This window comes from Thermotoga sp. 2812B, assembly GCF_000789335.1.
GTDB classification, from domain to species: Bacteria; Thermotogota; Thermotogae; order Thermotogales; family Thermotogaceae; genus Thermotoga; species Thermotoga maritima.
Genome location: NZ_CP003408.1, coordinates 761,918 through 779,001, shown reverse-complemented (window position 1 = coordinate 779,001; position 17,084 = coordinate 761,918). Strand labels below are relative to the sequence as shown.

At 47.2% G+C, this 17,084-nt stretch carries 14 protein-coding genes, 6 tRNA genes and 1 pseudogene; 11 read left to right on the top strand and 10 right to left on the bottom strand.

Annotated elements, in window-relative coordinates; genetic code table 11:
- The first annotated feature begins 2 nt into the window (after positions 1-2).
- The gene (locus T2812B_RS03930; protein WP_010865069.1) at positions 3-779 is read left to right on the top strand and encodes an ABC transporter ATP-binding protein; all 777 of its coding nucleotides are present in this window, start codon (positions 3-5) and stop codon (positions 777-779) included.
- Between the two features lie 56 nt (positions 780-835).
- Here the strand turns inward: T2812B_RS03930 and T2812B_RS03925 are convergent, their stop codons facing one another.
- The 7 genes from T2812B_RS03925 to T2812B_RS03895 all read right to left on the bottom strand — a co-directional run bounded on the left by T2812B_RS03925 (position 836) and on the right by T2812B_RS03895 (position 2,999).
- A complete protein-coding gene (locus T2812B_RS03925) occupies positions 836-1,099 on the bottom strand; it encodes a stage V sporulation protein S (RefSeq protein WP_004082838.1) in 264 nt (87 codons plus the stop codon).
- Between the two features lie 70 nt (positions 1,100-1,169).
- Positions 1,170-1,246 (bottom strand) — tRNA-Arg (locus T2812B_RS03920).
- 5 nt (positions 1,247-1,251) lie between these two features.
- Positions 1,252-1,327, bottom strand: a tRNA-His gene (locus T2812B_RS03915).
- Positions 1,328-1,338: 11 nt separating this feature from the next.
- Positions 1,339-1,415: transfer RNA gene (locus tag T2812B_RS03910), tRNA-Arg, on the bottom strand.
- A gap of 11 nt (positions 1,416-1,426) precedes the next feature.
- Positions 1,427-1,502: transfer RNA gene (locus T2812B_RS03905), tRNA-Gly, on the bottom strand.
- A gap of 88 nt (positions 1,503-1,590) precedes the next feature.
- Positions 1,591-2,379, bottom strand: a complete 789-nt coding sequence (fetB, locus tag T2812B_RS03900) for an iron export ABC transporter permease subunit FetB (protein ID WP_004082840.1) — start codon at positions 2,377-2,379, stop codon at positions 1,591-1,593.
- On the bottom strand, positions 2,379-2,999 hold the full coding sequence (locus T2812B_RS03895; RefSeq protein ID WP_004082842.1) for an ATP-binding cassette domain-containing protein: 621 nt from the start codon (positions 2,997-2,999) through the stop codon (positions 2,379-2,381). The genes fetB and T2812B_RS03895 overlap by 1 nt, the downstream gene beginning before the upstream one ends.
- 54 nt (positions 3,000-3,053) lie before the next feature.
- Between T2812B_RS03895 and T2812B_RS03890 the strand changes: the two genes are divergently transcribed.
- Positions 3,054-3,143, top strand: a tRNA-Ser gene (locus tag T2812B_RS03890).
- 13 nt (positions 3,144-3,156) lie between these two features.
- Positions 3,157-3,233, top strand: a tRNA-Arg gene (locus T2812B_RS03885).
- Positions 3,234-3,248: 15 nt separating this feature from the next.
- On the opposite strand, the pseudogene T2812B_RS09890 reads toward T2812B_RS03885, so the two are convergent.
- Positions 3,249-4,016, bottom strand: a pseudogene (locus T2812B_RS09890) (guanosine polyphosphate pyrophosphohydrolase); the annotation flags it as partial.
- Between the two features lie 61 nt (positions 4,017-4,077).
- Here T2812B_RS09890 and T2812B_RS03880 point away from each other — a divergent pair.
- Positions 4,078-4,569 (top strand): adenosine-specific kinase, encoded by a 492-nt coding sequence (locus tag T2812B_RS03880; RefSeq protein ID WP_004082847.1) that lies wholly within the window; start codon positions 4,078-4,080, stop codon positions 4,567-4,569.
- Between the two features lie 8 nt (positions 4,570-4,577).
- Here T2812B_RS03880 and ttuA read toward each other — a convergent pair whose 3' ends face one another.
- A complete protein-coding gene (gene ttuA, locus T2812B_RS03875; protein ID WP_004082849.1) occupies positions 4,578-5,492 on the bottom strand; it encodes a tRNA-5-methyluridine(54) 2-sulfurtransferase in 915 nt (304 codons plus the stop codon).
- 215 nt (positions 5,493-5,707) lie between these two features.
- Between ttuA and T2812B_RS03870 the strand changes: the two genes are divergently transcribed.
- The 7 genes from T2812B_RS03870 (at position 5,708) to T2812B_RS03840 (ending at position 14,722) form a co-directional block, all read left to right on the top strand.
- Positions 5,708-8,170: an ATP-dependent Clp protease ATP-binding subunit gene (locus T2812B_RS03870; protein WP_004082850.1), complete on the top strand. Its 2,463-nt coding sequence runs from the start codon at positions 5,708-5,710 to the stop codon at positions 8,168-8,170.
- Positions 8,167-9,489 carry a DNA repair protein RadA gene (gene radA, locus T2812B_RS03865; protein ID WP_004082860.1) on the top strand — a complete coding sequence of 441 codons (1,323 nt, stop codon included), beginning with the start codon at positions 8,167-8,169 and terminating at the stop codon, positions 9,487-9,489. Before T2812B_RS03870 ends, radA begins: the two co-directional genes overlap by 4 nt.
- On the top strand, positions 9,467-10,525 hold the full coding sequence (disA, locus tag T2812B_RS03860) for a DNA integrity scanning diadenylate cyclase DisA (RefSeq protein ID WP_004082863.1): 1,059 nt from the start codon (positions 9,467-9,469) through the stop codon (positions 10,523-10,525). The genes radA and disA overlap by 23 nt, the downstream gene beginning before the upstream one ends.
- 96 nt (positions 10,526-10,621) lie before the next feature.
- The gene (locus T2812B_RS03855) at positions 10,622-12,370 is read left to right on the top strand and encodes an NADH-dependent [FeFe] hydrogenase, group A6 (protein ID WP_008193913.1); all 1,749 of its coding nucleotides are present in this window, start codon (positions 10,622-10,624) and stop codon (positions 12,368-12,370) included.
- Positions 12,371-12,414: 44 nt separating this feature from the next.
- On the top strand, positions 12,415-13,317 hold the full coding sequence (locus T2812B_RS03850) for an ABC transporter substrate-binding protein (protein WP_008193911.1): 903 nt from the start codon (positions 12,415-12,417) through the stop codon (positions 13,315-13,317).
- Positions 13,314-14,045 (top strand): ABC transporter permease, encoded by a 732-nt coding sequence (locus tag T2812B_RS03845; RefSeq protein ID WP_004082869.1) that lies wholly within the window; start codon positions 13,314-13,316, stop codon positions 14,043-14,045. Before T2812B_RS03850 ends, T2812B_RS03845 begins: the two co-directional genes overlap by 4 nt.
- Positions 14,030-14,722, top strand: a complete 693-nt coding sequence (locus T2812B_RS03840; RefSeq protein ID WP_004082871.1) for an ABC transporter ATP-binding protein — start codon at positions 14,030-14,032, stop codon at positions 14,720-14,722. The genes T2812B_RS03845 and T2812B_RS03840 overlap by 16 nt, the downstream gene beginning before the upstream one ends.
- On the opposite strand, the gene recG is transcribed toward T2812B_RS03840, so the two are convergent.
- A complete protein-coding gene (gene recG / locus T2812B_RS03835; protein ID WP_008193905.1) occupies positions 14,706-16,997 on the bottom strand; it encodes an ATP-dependent DNA helicase RecG in 2,292 nt (763 codons plus the stop codon). The genes T2812B_RS03840 and recG overlap by 17 nt on opposite strands.
- Positions 16,998-17,084: the final 87 nt, after the last annotated feature.

The following is a 17,084-nucleotide window of genomic DNA, read 5'->3' as shown; positions in this document are numbered from 1 at the left end:
AGATGCTTCGAATAAGAAATCTCTCGTTCAGTTACAGAAACAAAAAGATCCTAGATAATGTCACTTTCAGCGCGCAGAAGGGAGAACTCATCGCTATCCTGGGGCCAAACGGTGCAGGAAAGAGCACGTTGTTGAAGTGCATAGCAGGTATCCTGAAGTGCCAGGGCGTAGAGATTTTTAGTAAACCTCTCGAACAATACACCAGAAGAGATCTGGCCAGGATAGTAGGGTACGTTCCACAGAGAATCGATCCCGGAATGTTGAACGTTTACAATCTGATCCTTCTCGGGAGGAAACCATACGTAAGCGTAAGCCCCTCAAAAGAGGATATCGAGATTGTAAACAGGGTGGTAGAACGATTGAATCTCCAACATCTGGTGTTTCAGAGAGCGAAGAATTTGAGCGGTGGCGAACTTCAAAAGGTGAGTATTGCCAGGGCACTCGTTCAAGAGCCGGAGATACTTTTGCTGGACGAGCCAACGAACAATCTCGACCCAAAGAATCAGATCGAGATCATGGAGATAGTTCAAGATTTTGTGAAATCAAGAAAGATGGCACTAGTCGTGATGCATGAGATAAACCTGGCTCTGCGATTTGCTGATAGGTTCATTTTCATGAAGGATGGAAAGATTGTACGCGACGGTGAAAGATCGATTTTGACACCAGATCTGTTCTGGGAAGTGTACGGGGTGAACGGAGTTGTGAAAGAGATTCTTGATACACCTGTTTTTGTTTTGAGAGGCAAGGAATCTCCGGGATCCCGTGAAAATGCTGGCTAGCAAAAACAAAAATCCCCGCAAATGCGGGGATTTCGTTTGCTTTTTCTTGTGAAAACTCAGTCTTTCGGGAAGACAATGAACTTGATTGCCGTTCTGGTTTCTCCGTTGATCTGAACTTCCGCGAAAGCGGGAACGCAAACGAGGTTGATTCCACTTGGAGCAAGATAACCCCTTGCGATGGCTATGGCCTTCACGGCCTGGTTAACAGCACCCGCTCCAATTGCCTGAAGCTCGGCCTTTCCTTTTTCTCTGATAACTCCTGCGAGAGCTCCTGCGACTTTGTTGGGGTTGGAATTAGAAGCAACCTTGAGTACTTCCATGTGTTTCTACCTCCTCTACGGTGAGTGTTCTTCTATGCCCTTCAACGACATTGGTTTATTGGTTTTCGAGTGGCGCGCCCGGCAGGACTCGAACCCGCAACCATCGGATCCGAAGTCCGACGCTCTATCCAGTTGAGCTACGGGCGCGTCGCTGGGGTGACCAGCGGGACTCGAACCCGCGACCACCTGATCCACAGTCAGGCGCTCTACCAACTGAGCTATGGTCACCACGAAAAAAATGGCGCGCCCGGCAGGACTCGAACCTGCAACCCTCGGATTAGAAATCCGATGCTCTATCCTGTTGAGCTACGGGCGCACCAGAAACGTTGGAGCGGGCGACGGGACTCGAACCCGCAACCCTCGGCTTGGAAGGCCGATGCTCTACCAGTTGAGCTACACCCGCCCTTCAAAGACCCTCCAAGCACTAAAAATATTATCATAACTCTTTGGGAACGTCAAGTGGGATATACAACGTGTGAGTTTTGAAGTTCTCAAACGATCAGCTGATTTTCTCTGTTGAAGAAAGCTTTGTATCCCAGATAGAGAAACACGCTCACACTGATCGTGACTCCACCAAGTATTCCAAGCATTATTGCGATCTGATACTTTATCGCAGTGATCGGAGAGGCTCCAGAGAGGATCTGTCCCGTCATCATCCCGGGGAGGAACACGATACCCATACCAATCATGGAGTTGAGAGTTGGCAGTATCGCCGAATCGAACGCCCTGTCACTGAACATTCTCACAGCATCTTTTGGCCTTGCACCCAGCATCAAAGCGGCTTCCACAATATCTTTTTGAATCGTTATTGACTCAGAGAGTGTCTTCACTCCGAGTGAAACACCGGTCATGGAGTTTCCGATGATCATACCCGCAAGAGGGATCACGTACCTCGGATCGAACCAGGGAGAGATCCTGACTACCACGTACAGAAAGTACACGAGACTGAGAAGCGTTCCTGTGCTCACAGAGATCGCTATGAAGAGCTCCAGACGTTTTTTCACCCTTGCAGGAAGAGAGAGCCTTGCCCTTTTGTAAACGTTGTAGATGGCGAAGATCTCCATAACGAGAACTGCCAGAATTGTGTAGAGAGGTGAAGGGTGATCGAGTATGTAACTCAGTACAAATCCTGCCATCACCAGCTGGAAAGTCATCCTGATAGATGCCACCAGAACTTCCTTTTCTCGCGGTATTCTTCTTATTCTCAGTATGAGCATCAGAACCACAACGAAAATGTAGGCGCTCAAAAGCTGTATCAGACCGATATCAACTGGTCCCATCACAAAACCCTCCCGTTTTTGAGTTCGATCAACACGTCTGCGAATTTTCTCAATTCCGGGTTATGAGTCACCATGACAAGCGTTTTTCCCCGACTTTTTGCAAAGTTGGACACTTTTTTGATGATTTCAATGCCGGTTTTTTCGTCCAGAGAGGAAGTGGGTTCATCGAGGAGCAACACCTCAGGATCCATGAGAAGAACCCTTGCCAGAGCGAGACGCTGTTTTTCACCGCCGGAGAACTTTTCTGGATCATCGTTCAGGTCTTTTTCGAGCATGACGAACTTTAGGATTTTTCTCAACTCTTCATCATGTGGAATCTTTTTTCCAGAAAATTTCAGGCCCATGAGGAGATTCTCCTTCACGTTGCCGGGAAACACAACGGGAAACTGAGGAAGCATCACCACTTTCCTTCTGAGTTCAACCGAGTCGATCTCCGTCAACGGTGTGCCCTTGAAGAAAATTTCTCCACTATCCGGTGAAATCAGTTTGTTCAGCATCTTTAGAAGAGTTGTTTTTCCCGTACCGCTCTTTCCTGTAATAACGGTAATTTTTCTGGCCGGTATGTGGAGTTCCTCGATGTTCAATATATCCTTGTATTTCACGTTCTTTAGAACAAACACGATCTTTCCTCCCCTTGAATATTTCTGGATATGTTGCTATAATAAATGGCAGGTGGAGAGGTGGCCGAGCGGCCTAAGGCGCTTGCCTGCTAAGCAAGTGTGGGGGTTTCCCCACCGTGGGTTCGAATCCCACCCTCTCCGCCAGTTTTTTATATATGTGCCCGTAGCTCAGTTGGATAGAGCGCCAGACTGCGGATCTGGAGGTTGGGGGTTCGAATCCCCCCGGGCACGCCATCTTTTTTCAAGGATCTCCCACACTATTCCGTATCTGTAACCCCTGGTGCTCACCGTCATCCTCGGCGAATATTTTCTCAAAAGAGCAATGGTCACGATTCCTCCTGCGAGTATTGTCTTCTCTCGTCCTTCAGGAAGCACTTTCAAGTTCTTCACGTCTTCAAAGCTCATCCTTTTGATCTTGTCCACGAGTTTTTCAACCTCTTCTAATTTTAAGACGCTTCCGTGAAGAATTTCTAGATCCCATTTCCCCTTCATCAATGCAGCGAGCGCGACAAAACTTCCCCCAACTCCAAAAAGCTCGTCCTTTTTTACCTCGGGAAGTCTCTTCATCACGTACTCAACTATTCCGTCCACCGGCTCGATGTAGGGAAGTGTTAGGGAAAAAGTGCGATTCAGAACGTGTGTTCCAAGTTCTAAACTCACGTATCCATCTTTCCAGGCGAGTTCGAGGCTACCTCCACCGAGGTCGGCCACCAGGATATCCTTTTTCCCGAAATCTTTCGCTACAGAAATATAAGAATAGTACGCTTCCTTTTCCTCCGGTAAAATCTCTCCCCTGCCCCCTGTTATCTGTTGGAAAATGTCGGGATGCTTCCTAAAAAATGCCGTTCCAAATATGTGAAGTTCCGCCCCCATTTTTTCAGCTTTTTCCACACATTCTTTGAACACTTCTTTCGCCTTCTCGAGGTTTCCGGAGGCTATTCCGACTTCGTGGACCTCTTCAAGAATGGTCTCTCCTTTCTCCGAAACGACAAGGAGAATGAAGGAGTTGGTTCCCATATCCAGCACTGCGATCATTTCCCCACCTCCTGGTGTTAGAATATTCCTGGGAGGTGAAAGCGTGAGTGTACAGCTCGAGGTCGTGGACGTGTCCATTCCAGAAAATGCCAATATTATTCTGGGACATTCTCATTTTATCAAGACGGTTGAGGATCTGTACGAGGTGATGGTGACAACGAATCCAAACCTCAAGTTCGGTATAGCCTTCAACGAAGCGAGTGGGCCATGTCTCATCAGGTACGAAGGAAACGACGAAGAGTTAGTGAATCAGGCGATCGAGACGGCAAAAAAGATAGGTGCCGGCCACACCTTTGTGATCTACATAAGGGGTGGTTACCCCATCAACATCCTGAACCAGATCAAAAACGTTCAGGAGGTATGCAGGATATACACGGCAACAGCGAATCCTTTACAGGTGATCGTTGGTATCACTTCTCAGGGAAGAGCGGTCCTCGGAGTGGTTGACGGGTACTCACCCAAGGGTGTGGAAGGTGAGGAAGACAAAAGGAAAAGACACGCGTTTCTTAGAGAGATCACAAAGTACAAAAAATGATCCCCCGCTTATGCGGGGGTTTTGTTTTTCCTTTTCTCTACCTGCTTTCTGAGTCTGCAGAAGGAACACACCTCTGCCGTCGTTGGATAACCACATTCTTTGCATTCCCTGAGTCCTTCCACTTCGAATTTTGGCTCTTTTTTTCTTTTCAAAAATCCAAGATAAAAATTCAGAGTGATTCCGGGTTGTTCTTCTTCGAGTTCCCGCAGGATCTTTTTGTATACGAGTGAAGTTGCTCCCACGGAGAATGGACAGGCCATCTCGAGGTGTGGTATCTCGTTCAGAGTTGCGTACAGTTTTATGTCTTCTTCGTAGTTCAAAACGAGTGGTTTGGCCTTTGGAACGAGTTTTTCATGGGTTTTTGGAAGGAGCGGCCACTGTCTCTCCAGATATCCTTCCTGCCAGTGAAGGATGTTTCCCAGCAAAACGGACGCCTCATCGTTCAGGTTGTGCCCCGTGACCACCACATCGTAACCGTTTTCGTAGGCAAATTTGTTCATGAGATACCTTCTCACGACCCCACAAATAGAACAAACAGGTCTCCTCAACATAATGGAGATTTCCTGAGTGGAAAGGCCTCCGAAGTATTCCGTTGCATCGACTATGTGAAGTTTAGTGTTGAGAAGCTCTGCGTTTTTTTCAACGATTTCCTGAGCTTTCTGAACCATTCCGCTTTTTCCGGCTCTGATGAATAGTGCGTCCACCTCGTAGCCAAGTTTTTTCAACATGTGCCACAGGGAAACACTGTCCTTTCCACCGGAAACAGCTATCAATATTTTCGAATTTCTGCCGAACATTTTGAACTTTTTTATCGCTTTCTCCACCCTTTGTTCTATGAATTCGTTGAAGTGTTCTTTGCAGAGCTTTATGTTGTAGTGTCTCAACTTAACCGAGGCGGGTTTTCCACACTTGGTACACTTCATTTTTTTCCCTCCTTTCGAGAAAAGTGTCGTTTAAATTCGGTTCGATTAAATTGTATCATGGATATTTCACCGGTTGTAGATCCGTACGAAAAATCGAATTCGGTGAATCTAATTGTTACCTTTTGCTTTACTTCTGAGAGAACTTTGAACATTTCTGAAAGATGTTATGTCCATAAGGGTGATATAATGAAATTGGAAGACCCGGAGGTGATACTATGTTTGATAAGTTCTCGGAGAAGACAGCTCAGATATTTGTAACAGCCCAGGAGGAGGCAAAAGAACTCGGGCATTCGTACGTCGGAACGGAGCACCTTCTGCTTGCAATTCTAAAAGTAGATAGAAGCCCGGCCGTCGAACTCCTGGAAGAAATGGGAGCCTCGTACTCCAAGGTGAGATCCGAGATCATCTCCATGGTTGGCATGGGGATGAGAGGCTTTGTCCCTTCTCCTCAGATGACTCCAAGAGCCAAAAGAGTGACTGAACTCGCATACGAAGAGGCGAAGATTCTTGGAAGTGACAAGATAAACCCGGAGCACCTTCTCCTTGGTATTCTGAGAGAGGGAGAAGGGATTGCAATACACATTCTGAGGAAACTCGGAGTAGATATCGCTACTCTGAGAAGAGAGATCATAGATATCTACTCCTACTCCTCGAACAAAAATCTGGAGTATGAGGAAGAGGAGGATTACACTTACAGAAGCGTGAAGCAACTTGAAGGCTTCGGTGTGAATCTCACAGAACTTGCAGCTAAGAAAGAACTCGACCCAGTTATTGGAAGAGAAGAAGAAATAGAGAGAGTGATGCAGGTCCTCGTCAGAAGGAAGAAAAACAATCCTGTTCTCATAGGAGATCCTGGAGTTGGAAAGACAGCGATAGTCGAAGGTCTGGCTCAGAGGATAGTCGCTGGAGATGTGCCCGAGATCTTGAAAAACAAGGTGATCTTCTCTCTTGACGTGGCAGCGCTGGTTGCGGGAACCAAATACAGAGGTGAATTCGAAAAGAGGATGAAGAAGCTCCTTCAGATCGTGACCAAGGATAAGAACATTATCCTCTTCATAGACGAGATACACACCATAGTTGGTGCTGGATCGGCTGAGGGAGCAATCGATGCTGCGAACATTTTGAAGCCTGCTCTCGCACGTGGAGAGATAAGCTGTATAGGTGCCACCACACCGGACGAATACAGAAGGTACATTGAAAAGGATGCGGCTCTGGAGAGAAGGTTTCAGAAGATATATGTGAAAGAACCAACTGAGGAAGAAACGCTCGAAATATTGAAAGGTTTGAAGAGAAAATACGAAGCGCATCATAAAGTGATTTATACCGACAAGGCTCTGGAGGCGGCCGTTTACCTTTCCAAGAGATACATAACCGATCACTATCTACCTGACAAGGCGATCGATGTGATAGACGAGGCAGGTGCCAGAGCGAGATTGAAGGTGTTCGTGCTTCCTCCAGAACTGAAGGATATGAAGCTAGAACTGGAAAGAATAAGAAGCGATAAGGAGCTCGCTGTTCTGAACCAGGATTACGAAAAGGCTGCACAACTGAAAGAAGAAGAGATGGAGCTGGAGGCGGAATACAGAAAAAGGTACGCAGAGTGGAGAAGACGCGCAGAAACAGCTGTGGTAAAGGTGGATGTAGACGACGTGGCTGAAGTGGTGTCTTCCTGGACGGGTGTTCCTCTCAGAAAGATCGAGGAAACAGAAGTCGAAAAGCTTCTCAATCTCGAAGAGGCTCTCCACCAGAGAATCGTTGCTCAGGACGAAGCCATAAAAGCTGTAGCCAGGGCCATAAGAAGAGCAAGAAGCGGTTTGAAGGATCCAAGAAGGCCGATAGGTGTGTTCCTGTTCCTCGGTCCAACGGGTGTTGGAAAGACAGAGCTTGCAAAGGCGCTCGCAGAGTACCTGTTCGGGGATGAAAGGGCCCTCATCAGGTTCGACATGAGCGAATACATGGAGAGGTTCTCCGTTTCGAGGCTCATAGGAGCACCTCCAGGATATGTGGGTTACGAAGAGGGAGGTACTCTCACGGAAAAAGTGAGAAGAAGACCGTTCTCGGTGATCCTGTTCGACGAAATAGAGAAAGCACATCCGGACGTGTTCAACATACTGCTCCAGATAATGGACGATGGAAGACTCACGGATTCCCAGGGACGTGAAGTTGATTTCAGGAACACGATCATCATCATGACCAGCAACATCGGAAGCTCTTACATCAACAAATCCAAGAGAACTCTTGGGTTTGTGGGTGACAACAACGAAGAGAAGGAATTCGAGAAAATAAAGGATCTCGTTCTGGAAGAGGTGAAAAGAACGTTCAGACCTGAGTTCCTGAACAGGATCGATGAAACGATCATATTCCATCCGTTGAAGAAGGAACACATCGAACAGATCATCGACATACTCTTGAGAGACCTCAGAAAGAGACTCTCGGAGAAGAACATGAAGCTTGTACTGACAAAGAGTGCAAAAGAGTTCCTGGTCGAAAAAGGATTCGATCCGGTGTACGGAGCAAGACCTCTGAAGAGGGCCATACAAAGATACGTGGAAGATCCTCTCTCTGAGGAGATCCTGAGAGGCAAGTTCAACGAAGGAGATACGATCGTCTGTAGGGCTCGCAAAGATGCTCTTCGATTCACCAGAAAGGGTGAAAAGAAGGAGAAGGTGGTCCAGTGAAGAAGTTCGTCTGTTCCAACTGCGGCTACGTTTCTCCAAAATGGTTCGGAAGGTGCCCTCAGTGCGGTGAATACGATACAGCAGAAGAGGTTCAAAGAAGAAAAAACAGGGAGGGGAGCCCCTCCCTGTTTTTAAATTTAGAAGACGCTGGAGAAATTTCCCTTGAAAGGCTATCCACTGGCTTTTCAGAACTGGACAGGGCTTTCAGGGGAGGAATTGTCCCCGGACAGGTGATCCTGCTCTCCGGTGAACCCGGGATAGGAAAGAGCACGATAGCGCTTCAAATCGCTGAAAGGTTCGCTGAAAGAGGACTGGTTGTTTACGTTTCCGGTGAAGAATCCCCTCAGCAGTTGAAATTGAGGGCGGACAGGCTTCTGTTGAAGAGGAAAAAGGACATCCTTTTGACCTTGGAGAACGACATCGATGAAATAATATCTTCTCTACAAAACAAAAGAGTGAGTTTTATGGTGGTTGACTCTATTCAAACGGTTTTTTCTTCGGATCTTGGAAGCAGTCCTGGAAGCATCTCTCAGGTAAAAAACGTGACGATGAAAACGATCGACTTCGCGAAGAGAAGAGGTGTGCCAGTTCTCCTGGTGGGACATGTGACGAAAGAAGGGGAAATAGCAGGACCGAAACTGGTGGAACACATGGTGGACACCGTGGCGTATTTTGAAGGGGACAGACGTACAGGATTGAGACTCTTGAAGATTACAAAGAACAGATTCGGACCTTCCGACGAAGTGGCGGTCTTTGAGCTCAAAGAAAACGGTTTCGTCCAGGTGGAGAATCCTTCCTTTACTGAAGGAGATGCGGATCTTCCAGGAAATGTCCTCACGTGTGTTTTTGAAGGCACGAAGCCCTTTGTTGTGCAGATACAGGCACTCGTCTCCAAGAACAGAACGTTCTCTCCCAAGAGGGTGTGTAAAGGCGTAGATGTGAACAGAGTGATGCTTTTGATTGCCGTGATCAGTAAATATCTGAAGCTTCCCATAGAAACACACGATGTTTATGTCAACGTTGTAGGGGGACTCAGAGTAACGGATCCCGCAGCGGATCTTGCGATAGCGCTTTCCATTGTGTCTTCCTATCTGGAAGTTTCCCTGCACAACACGGCGGCCGTTGGCGAAATTGGTTTGGATGGAAGGGTGAGGAAGGTTTACAATATTAATAGAAGATTGAACTCTTTGAAGAGTTCTGGAAGGATAATAGTTCCTCCGATCGAAGAAGAGCAAAAAGGAGTTTTTGAGGTGCGTGACCTCAAAGAGGCCGTCTCTATAATTGGGGGTGAAATCCTTGGTACCCCAGGAGCTGATTGAAAAGATAAAACTCATATCACCGGGAACGGAGTTGAGAAAAGCACTGGATGACATAATCAATGCCAACTTTGGTGCGCTTATTTTTCTTGTTGATGATCCAAAAAAATACGAAGATGTTATCCAAGGGGGATTCTGGCTGGACACCGATTTCTCGGCGGAGAAACTGTACGAGCTTTCAAAAATGGATGGTGCGATAGTTCTTTCTGAGGATATCACAAAGATATACTACGCGAATGTTCATCTTGTGCCGGATCCTACGATACCAACAGGAGAAACCGGTACAAGACACAGAACGGCAGAAAGGCTGGCGAAACAAACGGGAAAAGTCGTGATAGCAGTTTCAAGAAGGAGGAATATCATCTCACTCTACTATAAAAATTACAAGTACGTTGTGAACCAGGTGGATTTTCTCATATCGAAAGTGACGCAGGCGATCAGCACTCTGGAAAAATACAAGGACAATTTCAACAAACTTCTTTCGGAACTTGAAGTTCTGGAACTGGAGAACAGAGTCACTCTCGCTGACGTGGTGAGGACACTGGCAAAAGGGTTCGAGCTTTTGAGGATAGTAGAGGAGATAAGACCCTACATAGTAGAGCTCGGTGAGGAAGGAAGACTCGCAAGGATGCAGCTCAGGGAGTTGACGGAAGACGTGGACGACCTTCTGGTTCTTCTCATAATGGATTACTCTTCCGAAGAGGTGGAAGAAGAAACGGCTCAAAATATCTTGCAGGATTTCATCACAAGGAGAGAACCGTCTCCCATTTCGATTTCCAGAGTTTTGGGATACGATGTGCAGCAAGCCGCACAGTTGGACGATGTACTTGTTTCCGCAAGAGGCTACAGACTCCTTAAAACAGTGGCGAGGATTCCGCTCAGCATAGGATACAACGTGGTCAGAATGTTCAAAACACTCGATCAGATCAGCAAAGCTTCTGTTGAGGACTTGAAGAAAGTCGAGGGAATAGGAGAAAAAAGAGCGCGGGCCATTTCAGAAAGTATCAGTTCCTTGAAGCATAGAAAAACTTCCGAGTAGTTGTGGTAATATATCCCAATGAGGAGGTTTTTTAAAAATAATTTGAGAAATTTATCACAAAATGGTGAAACCAATTCTGTGAGGAGGTGCTTTGCCTTGGCGGACGTGACGGTTGTTATAAATGGTAGAACGCTTACGGTACCTGACAACTTGACGGTCATTGAAGCCTGTGAAAAGGCGGGAATAGAGATTCCGGCCCTGTGTCACCATCCAAGACTCGGGGAATCAATAGGTGCGTGTAGAGTCTGTGTCGTTGAGGTGGAAGGAGCGAGGAATCTTCAACCTGCGTGTGTGACAAAAGTGAGAGATGGTATGGTGATAAAGACCTCCTCTGACAGGGTAAAAACAGCCAGGAAGTTCAACCTCGCGCTTCTTCTCTCTGAACATCCCAACGATTGTATGACGTGTGAAGCGAATGGAAGGTGTGAGTTCCAGGATCTGATCTACAAGTACGATGTGGAACCCATTTTCGGATACGGTACTAAAGAAGGGTTGGTCGACAGGAGCAGCCCTGCTATAGTCAGAGATCTTTCCAAATGTATCAAATGCCAGCGCTGTGTTAGAGCATGTTCCGAACTTCAGGGAATGCACATCTACTCTATGGTGGAGAGGGGCCACAGAACTTATCCCGGCACTCCTTTCGACATGCCTGTTTATGAAACAGATTGTATAGGTTGCGGCCAGTGCGCTGCGTTCTGTCCGACGGGTGCTATAGTCGAAAATTCGGCGGTAAAGGTTGTTCTGGAGGAACTGGAGAAGAAAGAAAAGATCCTCGTTGTTCAAACCGCACCATCGGTGAGAGTGGCAATTGGCGAGGAATTTGGATACGCTCCCGGTACCATTTCTACCGGTCAGATGGTTGCTGCTCTCAGAAGACTCGGCTTCGATTACGTCTTCGACACGAACTTTGGGGCAGACCTTACCATAATGGAAGAAGGAAGTGAATTTCTCGAAAGACTCGAAAAAGGCGACCTTGAAGACCTCCCCATGTTCACTTCCTGTTGTCCTGGTTGGGTGAACCTTGTGGAAAAGGTTTATCCCGAACTCAGAACGAGGCTTTCCTCTGCCAAGTCTCCACAGGGAATGCTCTCCGCTATGGTGAAGACCTACTTCGCGGAAAAACTCGGAGTGAAACCGGAAGACATTTTCCACGTGTCCATCATGCCCTGTACCGCGAAAAAGGACGAGGCTCTGAGAAAACAGCTCATGGTGAACGGTGTTCCAGCGGTGGATGTTGTTCTCACCACAAGGGAACTTGGGAAGCTCATAAGGATGAAGAAGATACCGTTTGCAAACCTTCCAGAGGAAGAATACGACGCACCGCTTGGAATCTCTACGGGAGCGGCGGCACTCTTTGGCGTTACAGGTGGTGTGATGGAGGCTGCTTTGAGAACTGCGTACGAACTCAAAACGGGAAAGACGCTACCGAAGATCGTTTTTGAAGAGGTGAGAGGACTCAAAGGTGTCAGGGAAGCCGAAATAGATCTGGATGGTAAAAAGATAAGGATCGCTGTGGTTCACGGTACAGCCAACGTGAGAAATCTGGTGGAGAAGATTCTGAGAAGAGAAGTGAAGTATCATTTCGTTGAAGTGATGGCGTGTCCCGGCGGATGTATCGGTGGAGGAGGTCAGCCCTACAGCAGAGATCCGGAGATCCTCAGAAAGAGGGCGGAAGCCATCTACACCATCGACGAGAGAATGACTCTGAGGAAGTCCCACGAGAACCCTGCCATAAAGAAGCTGTACGAAGAGTACCTCGAACATCCGCTCAGTCACAAAGCTCACGAGCTGCTTCACACCTACTACGAAGACAGATCAAGGAAGAAAAGAATTGCGGTAAAATAAACAGGGAGGGGAAACCCTCCCTTTCTTTTTCAGGAGGTGATTAGATGAAGAAAGTAACGATCGTGGTTTTGCTCCTGACGATATCCATTCTTTTCGGAGAAACACTTTTGAATCCATTCGGGCCTGCATTGATACCCGTTGTTCCTATCATGAACGGGAAGATACCGACGGATGTGAAGATCGAAATCTGGAAAAATCCAGAGGAAGCGGTTGCGAAGATAGTTTCAAAAGAGGTTGATTTTGCTGTCCTTCCCGTGACCGTTGGTGCGAATCTATACGGAAAGGGAGTAAGGATAAAACTCGTGGGTGTACACGAGTGGAAGGTGTTCTATCTTGTTGCATCTGATGATGCTACCTTTGATGGATGGGAGAGTCTTCGAGGGCAGGAAGTTTACACACCTCACGGAAGAGGACAGACGGTGGATGTTCTGATGAGGTACTTTTTATCAAAAGCAGGACTCACTCTCGACAGAGATGTGAAGATACTCTACGCACCTCCCCAGGAAATAGTCGCACTCTTCAAATCAGGAAAGGTGAAGTACGCGGCTCTTCCCGAACCATTCGTTTCCATGTGTCTTGACAGGGGAAAAGTGGTTCTAGATTTTCAGAAAGAGTGGGGAAAGGAACTGGGAGTACCCGGAAGGATTCCGATTGCCGGTCTGTTCGTGAGGGAAGGTGTGGACAAAGAAACCGTTGAAAAAGTAGAGAAAGCCCTCATAGATTCTATCAGGTGGATGAAAGAAAATCTTGATGAAACCGTTCAACTTTCTTCTGAAAAATTGGGTATTCCCGCAAAGATTCTGAAATCGTCACTGGAGAGAATAGAGTTCGAATATGTACCTGTTGAAAAATGCAGAGAGGAAGTCGAGACCTTTCTGAAAAAGCTGAACGAACTCTATCCCGAAGGGTTTGAAAAGATACCAGACGAAGGATTCTACTGGAAATGAGAGCGGTTTTTGGAATACTTCTTGTTCTGATAGCGTGGTACCTTTTGCACTTTCTTTTCCCATCTTCTCTCATATTGCCGGGTCCTGTGGAAACCTTCAAAGTCTTTATTAAAATGTTGAATCGTGAAACCTTCGAGGCCCTTTTGAGCACACTCTTGAAGGGCCTCGTTTCCACTTTCATCGTCATCGCTGTGGGACTTCCCGTTGGTTTCTTCATGGGTATCAGCGACAGGGTGTACGAATTTCTACGTCCTTTGGTCACGGTGGTGCAGGCGGTACCCGTTGTTTCCTGGCTCGTCGTTGTGATCTTTCTCTGGGGAATAGGCTGGCAGGGTCCTGTCGTCATCTCTTCCCTTTCCCTCATTCCAGTTGCCATTTTCACAACGGTTTCCGGGGTAAGAAGCGTGGACAGAAAGCTGTTGGAAGTGATGAAGGTCTACAGGGTGCCGCGGAGGATGATTTTGAAGGAGGTGTATCTTGGTTCGATCTGGCCCTTCGTTCTCTCGATTCTGGAGGTGTCTTCTGGAAACGTGTGGAAAGCGGTTGTTATGGGGGAGTACCTTTGCGGTGACAGTGGACTGGGAGTTCTGATATCCTGGGCACGGCAGTACGTGGACGTTCCTCGGGTGTACGCACTCACCATTTTCACAGTGGTTCTGGGGATATCTTTTGAAAGATCTGTGAAGGTTCTCGCAAGGAGAGTGTGGAAGAAGTGGAGGTTATCCTGAAGGTAGAAGGATTGAGGAAAGACTTCAACGGTGTTAAGGTGATAGAAAACTGGGGTTTTTCAGTTGGTAAGGGTGAAAGGGTGGCTCTTCTTGGGCCGTCTGGCTGTGGAAAAACAACCTTTTTGAGGATTGTATCAGGTCTTGAAGACTATCAGGGAAAGGTGAAGGTTTTCACGGATAAAATCGGATACGTGTTTCAGGAACCCAGGCTGATTCCGTGGAAAACGATAACGGAGAATTTGATGTTGATCAGAAGAGATACAGACAGAATAGCATCCCTTCTCGAGAAAGTGGAGCTGAAAGGTTTTGAAAATCACTATCCATGGCAACTCAGCGAGGGAATGAAACAGAGGGTAAACTTTGTGAGGGCACTCCTTGTGGATCCTGATCTTCTCCTTCTCGACGAACCTTTCGACGCACTGGACTTGAAGACAAAGATGAAGGTGATGGATTTGCTGGTTGATTTATGGCAGAAGAGGAGGTTCTCCATCGTTTTTGTGACACACAACGTGAAGGAGGCTGTTTTTCTGTCGGAAAGGATCTTTCTCCTATCGGGAAGGCCTTCAAAGATACTCGACGAAGTGAAGCTGAAAGAGAAAGCCATAGATTTCACTGATGAGAAATTGTTCAGGCTGGAAAAGATGGTGATCGAAAGGCTCCTCAACCTACTTCGATGAGTTTTATCTCTTCCGGGAGTTCTATTCCTTCCACGTCGATTTCCTGAACGTCTTCTCTTGCCCACTCCAAGAGTTTCAGATCTCTGTATAGATCGGCCACTTTGAAGCCGCTCAAACCGTGCTGTTTCACACCGAAGAACTCTCCAGGGCCCCTCGTTTTCAGGTCGTACTCGGCTATTTTGAACCCATCTGTGTTGAGTGTGAAGAATCTCAGCCTCTCCATTGCCTCCTCTCCCACGTCTCCAACAACGAGGAAGCAGTAAGCCTCCTGACCTCCCCTTCCCACTCTTCCACGAAGCTGGTGGAGCTGGGCGAGGCCAAACCTCTCTGGGTTTTCTATCACCATCACGTTCGCTCTCGGAACGTCTATCCCGACTTCTATAACCGTTGTGGAAACGAGGATGTCGTACCTTCCTTCGGCGAACTCTAACATGACTCTGTCCTTTTCTTCCTGAGAAAGCCGTCCGTGCATGAGACCCAGTTTGAACTCCGGGAAGACTTCTTTCGAGAGGTATTCGTACATCTCCACAGCGGACTTCACGTTCAGTTTGTCCGACTCTTCGATGAGCGGATAAACGATGAAAGCCTGTCCTCCCCTCATCACTTCTTGCCTCACGAACTCGTAGACTTCGTTCACTCTATCCATTGGAACGAGCATGGTCTGCACTTCTTTCCTTCCAGGAGGCATCTCGTCTATCACTGTGACATCGAGGTCCCCGTAGAAGGCAAGGGCCATGCTTCTGGGAATGGGAGTGGCACTCATCACCAGTGTGTCCACCATTTTTCCCTTGTTCATGAGGGCTTCTCTTTGCTTCACACCGAAGCGGTGCTGTTCGTCGATTATGACCAGTCCCAGGTTCTTGAAATGAACGTCTTCCTGTATCAGTGCGTGTGTTCCTATCACCACATCTATCTGACCGTTCCTGAGGCCGGATTTTATTTTCTCCTTCTCTGAGGGCGTGGTTGCTCCTATGAGGAGTGCCACGTGGATGTTGAACTTCGAAAAACTCTCGACGGTTCTTCTGTAGTGCTGGATCGCGAGGATCGAGGTTGGCACCATGAAGGCCGTCTGGAAACCCGCTTCGTAGTTGTCGAGTATGGCAAGCTGTGCCACGACGGTCTTTCCAGAACCCACATCTCCTTGAAGAAGCCTGTTCATCGGTTTTTCAGAGATCATATCGTTTCTTATCTCCTGGTGGGCTCTTTTTTGAGCATTTGTCAGCTTGAAGGGAAGGGACTTTATAAACTCCTCTGCGAGTTTTCCTTCTATTTTCTTTGGAATCCCTCCGTGCTTTTCCCGCTCTTTTCTGATCTTCTGGAAAGCCAACTGAAGTACGAAGAGTTCTTCGTAAGCCAGTCTCTCTCGGGCCTTTTCGAGGTGATAGAAGGTTTTGGGAAAGTGCATGCCGTAGTACGCGTCTTTCACACCAAGCAGTTTTCTCTTCTCAAGAATCCTTTCTGGAAGGGTTTCTTTCAACGAACAGCAGAGTGATGGGATGTTTTCCTCGAAGATCTTTCTCATTTGTTTTTGTGAAATTCCCGAGGTCAAACGGTATATGGGAAGTATCCTTCTTACATATTCTCCCTCTTTCGGTGTTACCTCGGCGTTGTGGATTTCGTACTGGCCCGTGTACGCGTTCGATTTCACGGTGCCGGTCACGAAAACTTCTTTTCCAGTGAGCTGTTTCAGATAGGTCTGGAGGTAGTCCTGGTTGAACCATTTCAAGGGAACGTGCACCAAACCGTCAGACAGAACGGCAGTCAAGATGTTCATGTTCTGGAATTTTTTTGTCTCAACGCTCACGATCTTTCCCTGGGTTGTCACCTTTTCACCGGGAAGGAGATCGTTCAGTTTGAAGATCTTTCTTCTGTCTTCGTAATCCCTCGGGAAGAACTCGAGGAGGTCTCTCAGCGTTTCTATTCCGAGTTTTTTTAGTTTCTTCTTTCTGTTGGGTCCCACTCCTTTTGCGTACTGGATATCCGTTGAGAGATCGACTTCTTCTCCAGAACATTCCAAATAGTCTATGAGAAACCAGCTTCTCAGCTTTTCTATCATTTCCAGAGATTTCTGGATTCTGTACCTTTTTCTTGCTTCCGGAAGGTTGGGAATTTCTTTCACGTAGTCAAGAAAAGCTTGAAGTTTCTCCTCGAGGTCTTTGTTTTCCAGTAAAGGATCATCCAGCTCCTTCAGGAGCTGGTGAATTCTCCGTGTGTTCACCTGATTCTTGAGCATTTTCTCGACTTCGTTGAGGAATTCTTCTAACAGTGTCGGCAACGCTTCACCCCACAAGAAAAGAGAGGATGTAAAGTATCTGGAACACAACAAAAGACACCATCATCAAAACGATGAGGGCGAAGACAA

Excerpts from the sequence above, each read along its gene's own strand:
- T2812B_RS03930 (WP_010865069.1), top strand. The coding sequence starts at position 3 with ATGCTTCGAATAAGAAATCTCTCGTTCAGTTACAGAAACAAAAAGATC.
- T2812B_RS03925 (WP_004082838.1), bottom strand. The coding sequence starts at position 1,099 with ATGGAAGTACTCAAGGTTGCTTCTAATTCCAACCCCAACAAAGTCGCA.
- fetB (WP_004082840.1), bottom strand. The coding sequence starts at position 2,379 with ATGGGACCAGTTGATATCGGTCTGATACAGCTTTTGAGCGCCTACATT.
- ttuA (WP_004082849.1), bottom strand. The coding sequence starts at position 5,492 with ATGAAGTGTACCAAGTGTGGAAAACCCGCCTCGGTTAAGTTGAGACAC.
- T2812B_RS03870 (WP_004082850.1), top strand. The coding sequence starts at position 5,708 with ATGTTTGATAAGTTCTCGGAGAAGACAGCTCAGATATTTGTAACAGCC.
- T2812B_RS03850 (WP_008193911.1), top strand. The coding sequence starts at position 12,415 with ATGAAGAAAGTAACGATCGTGGTTTTGCTCCTGACGATATCCATTCTT.
- T2812B_RS03845 (WP_004082869.1), top strand. The coding sequence starts at position 13,314 with ATGAGAGCGGTTTTTGGAATACTTCTTGTTCTGATAGCGTGGTACCTT.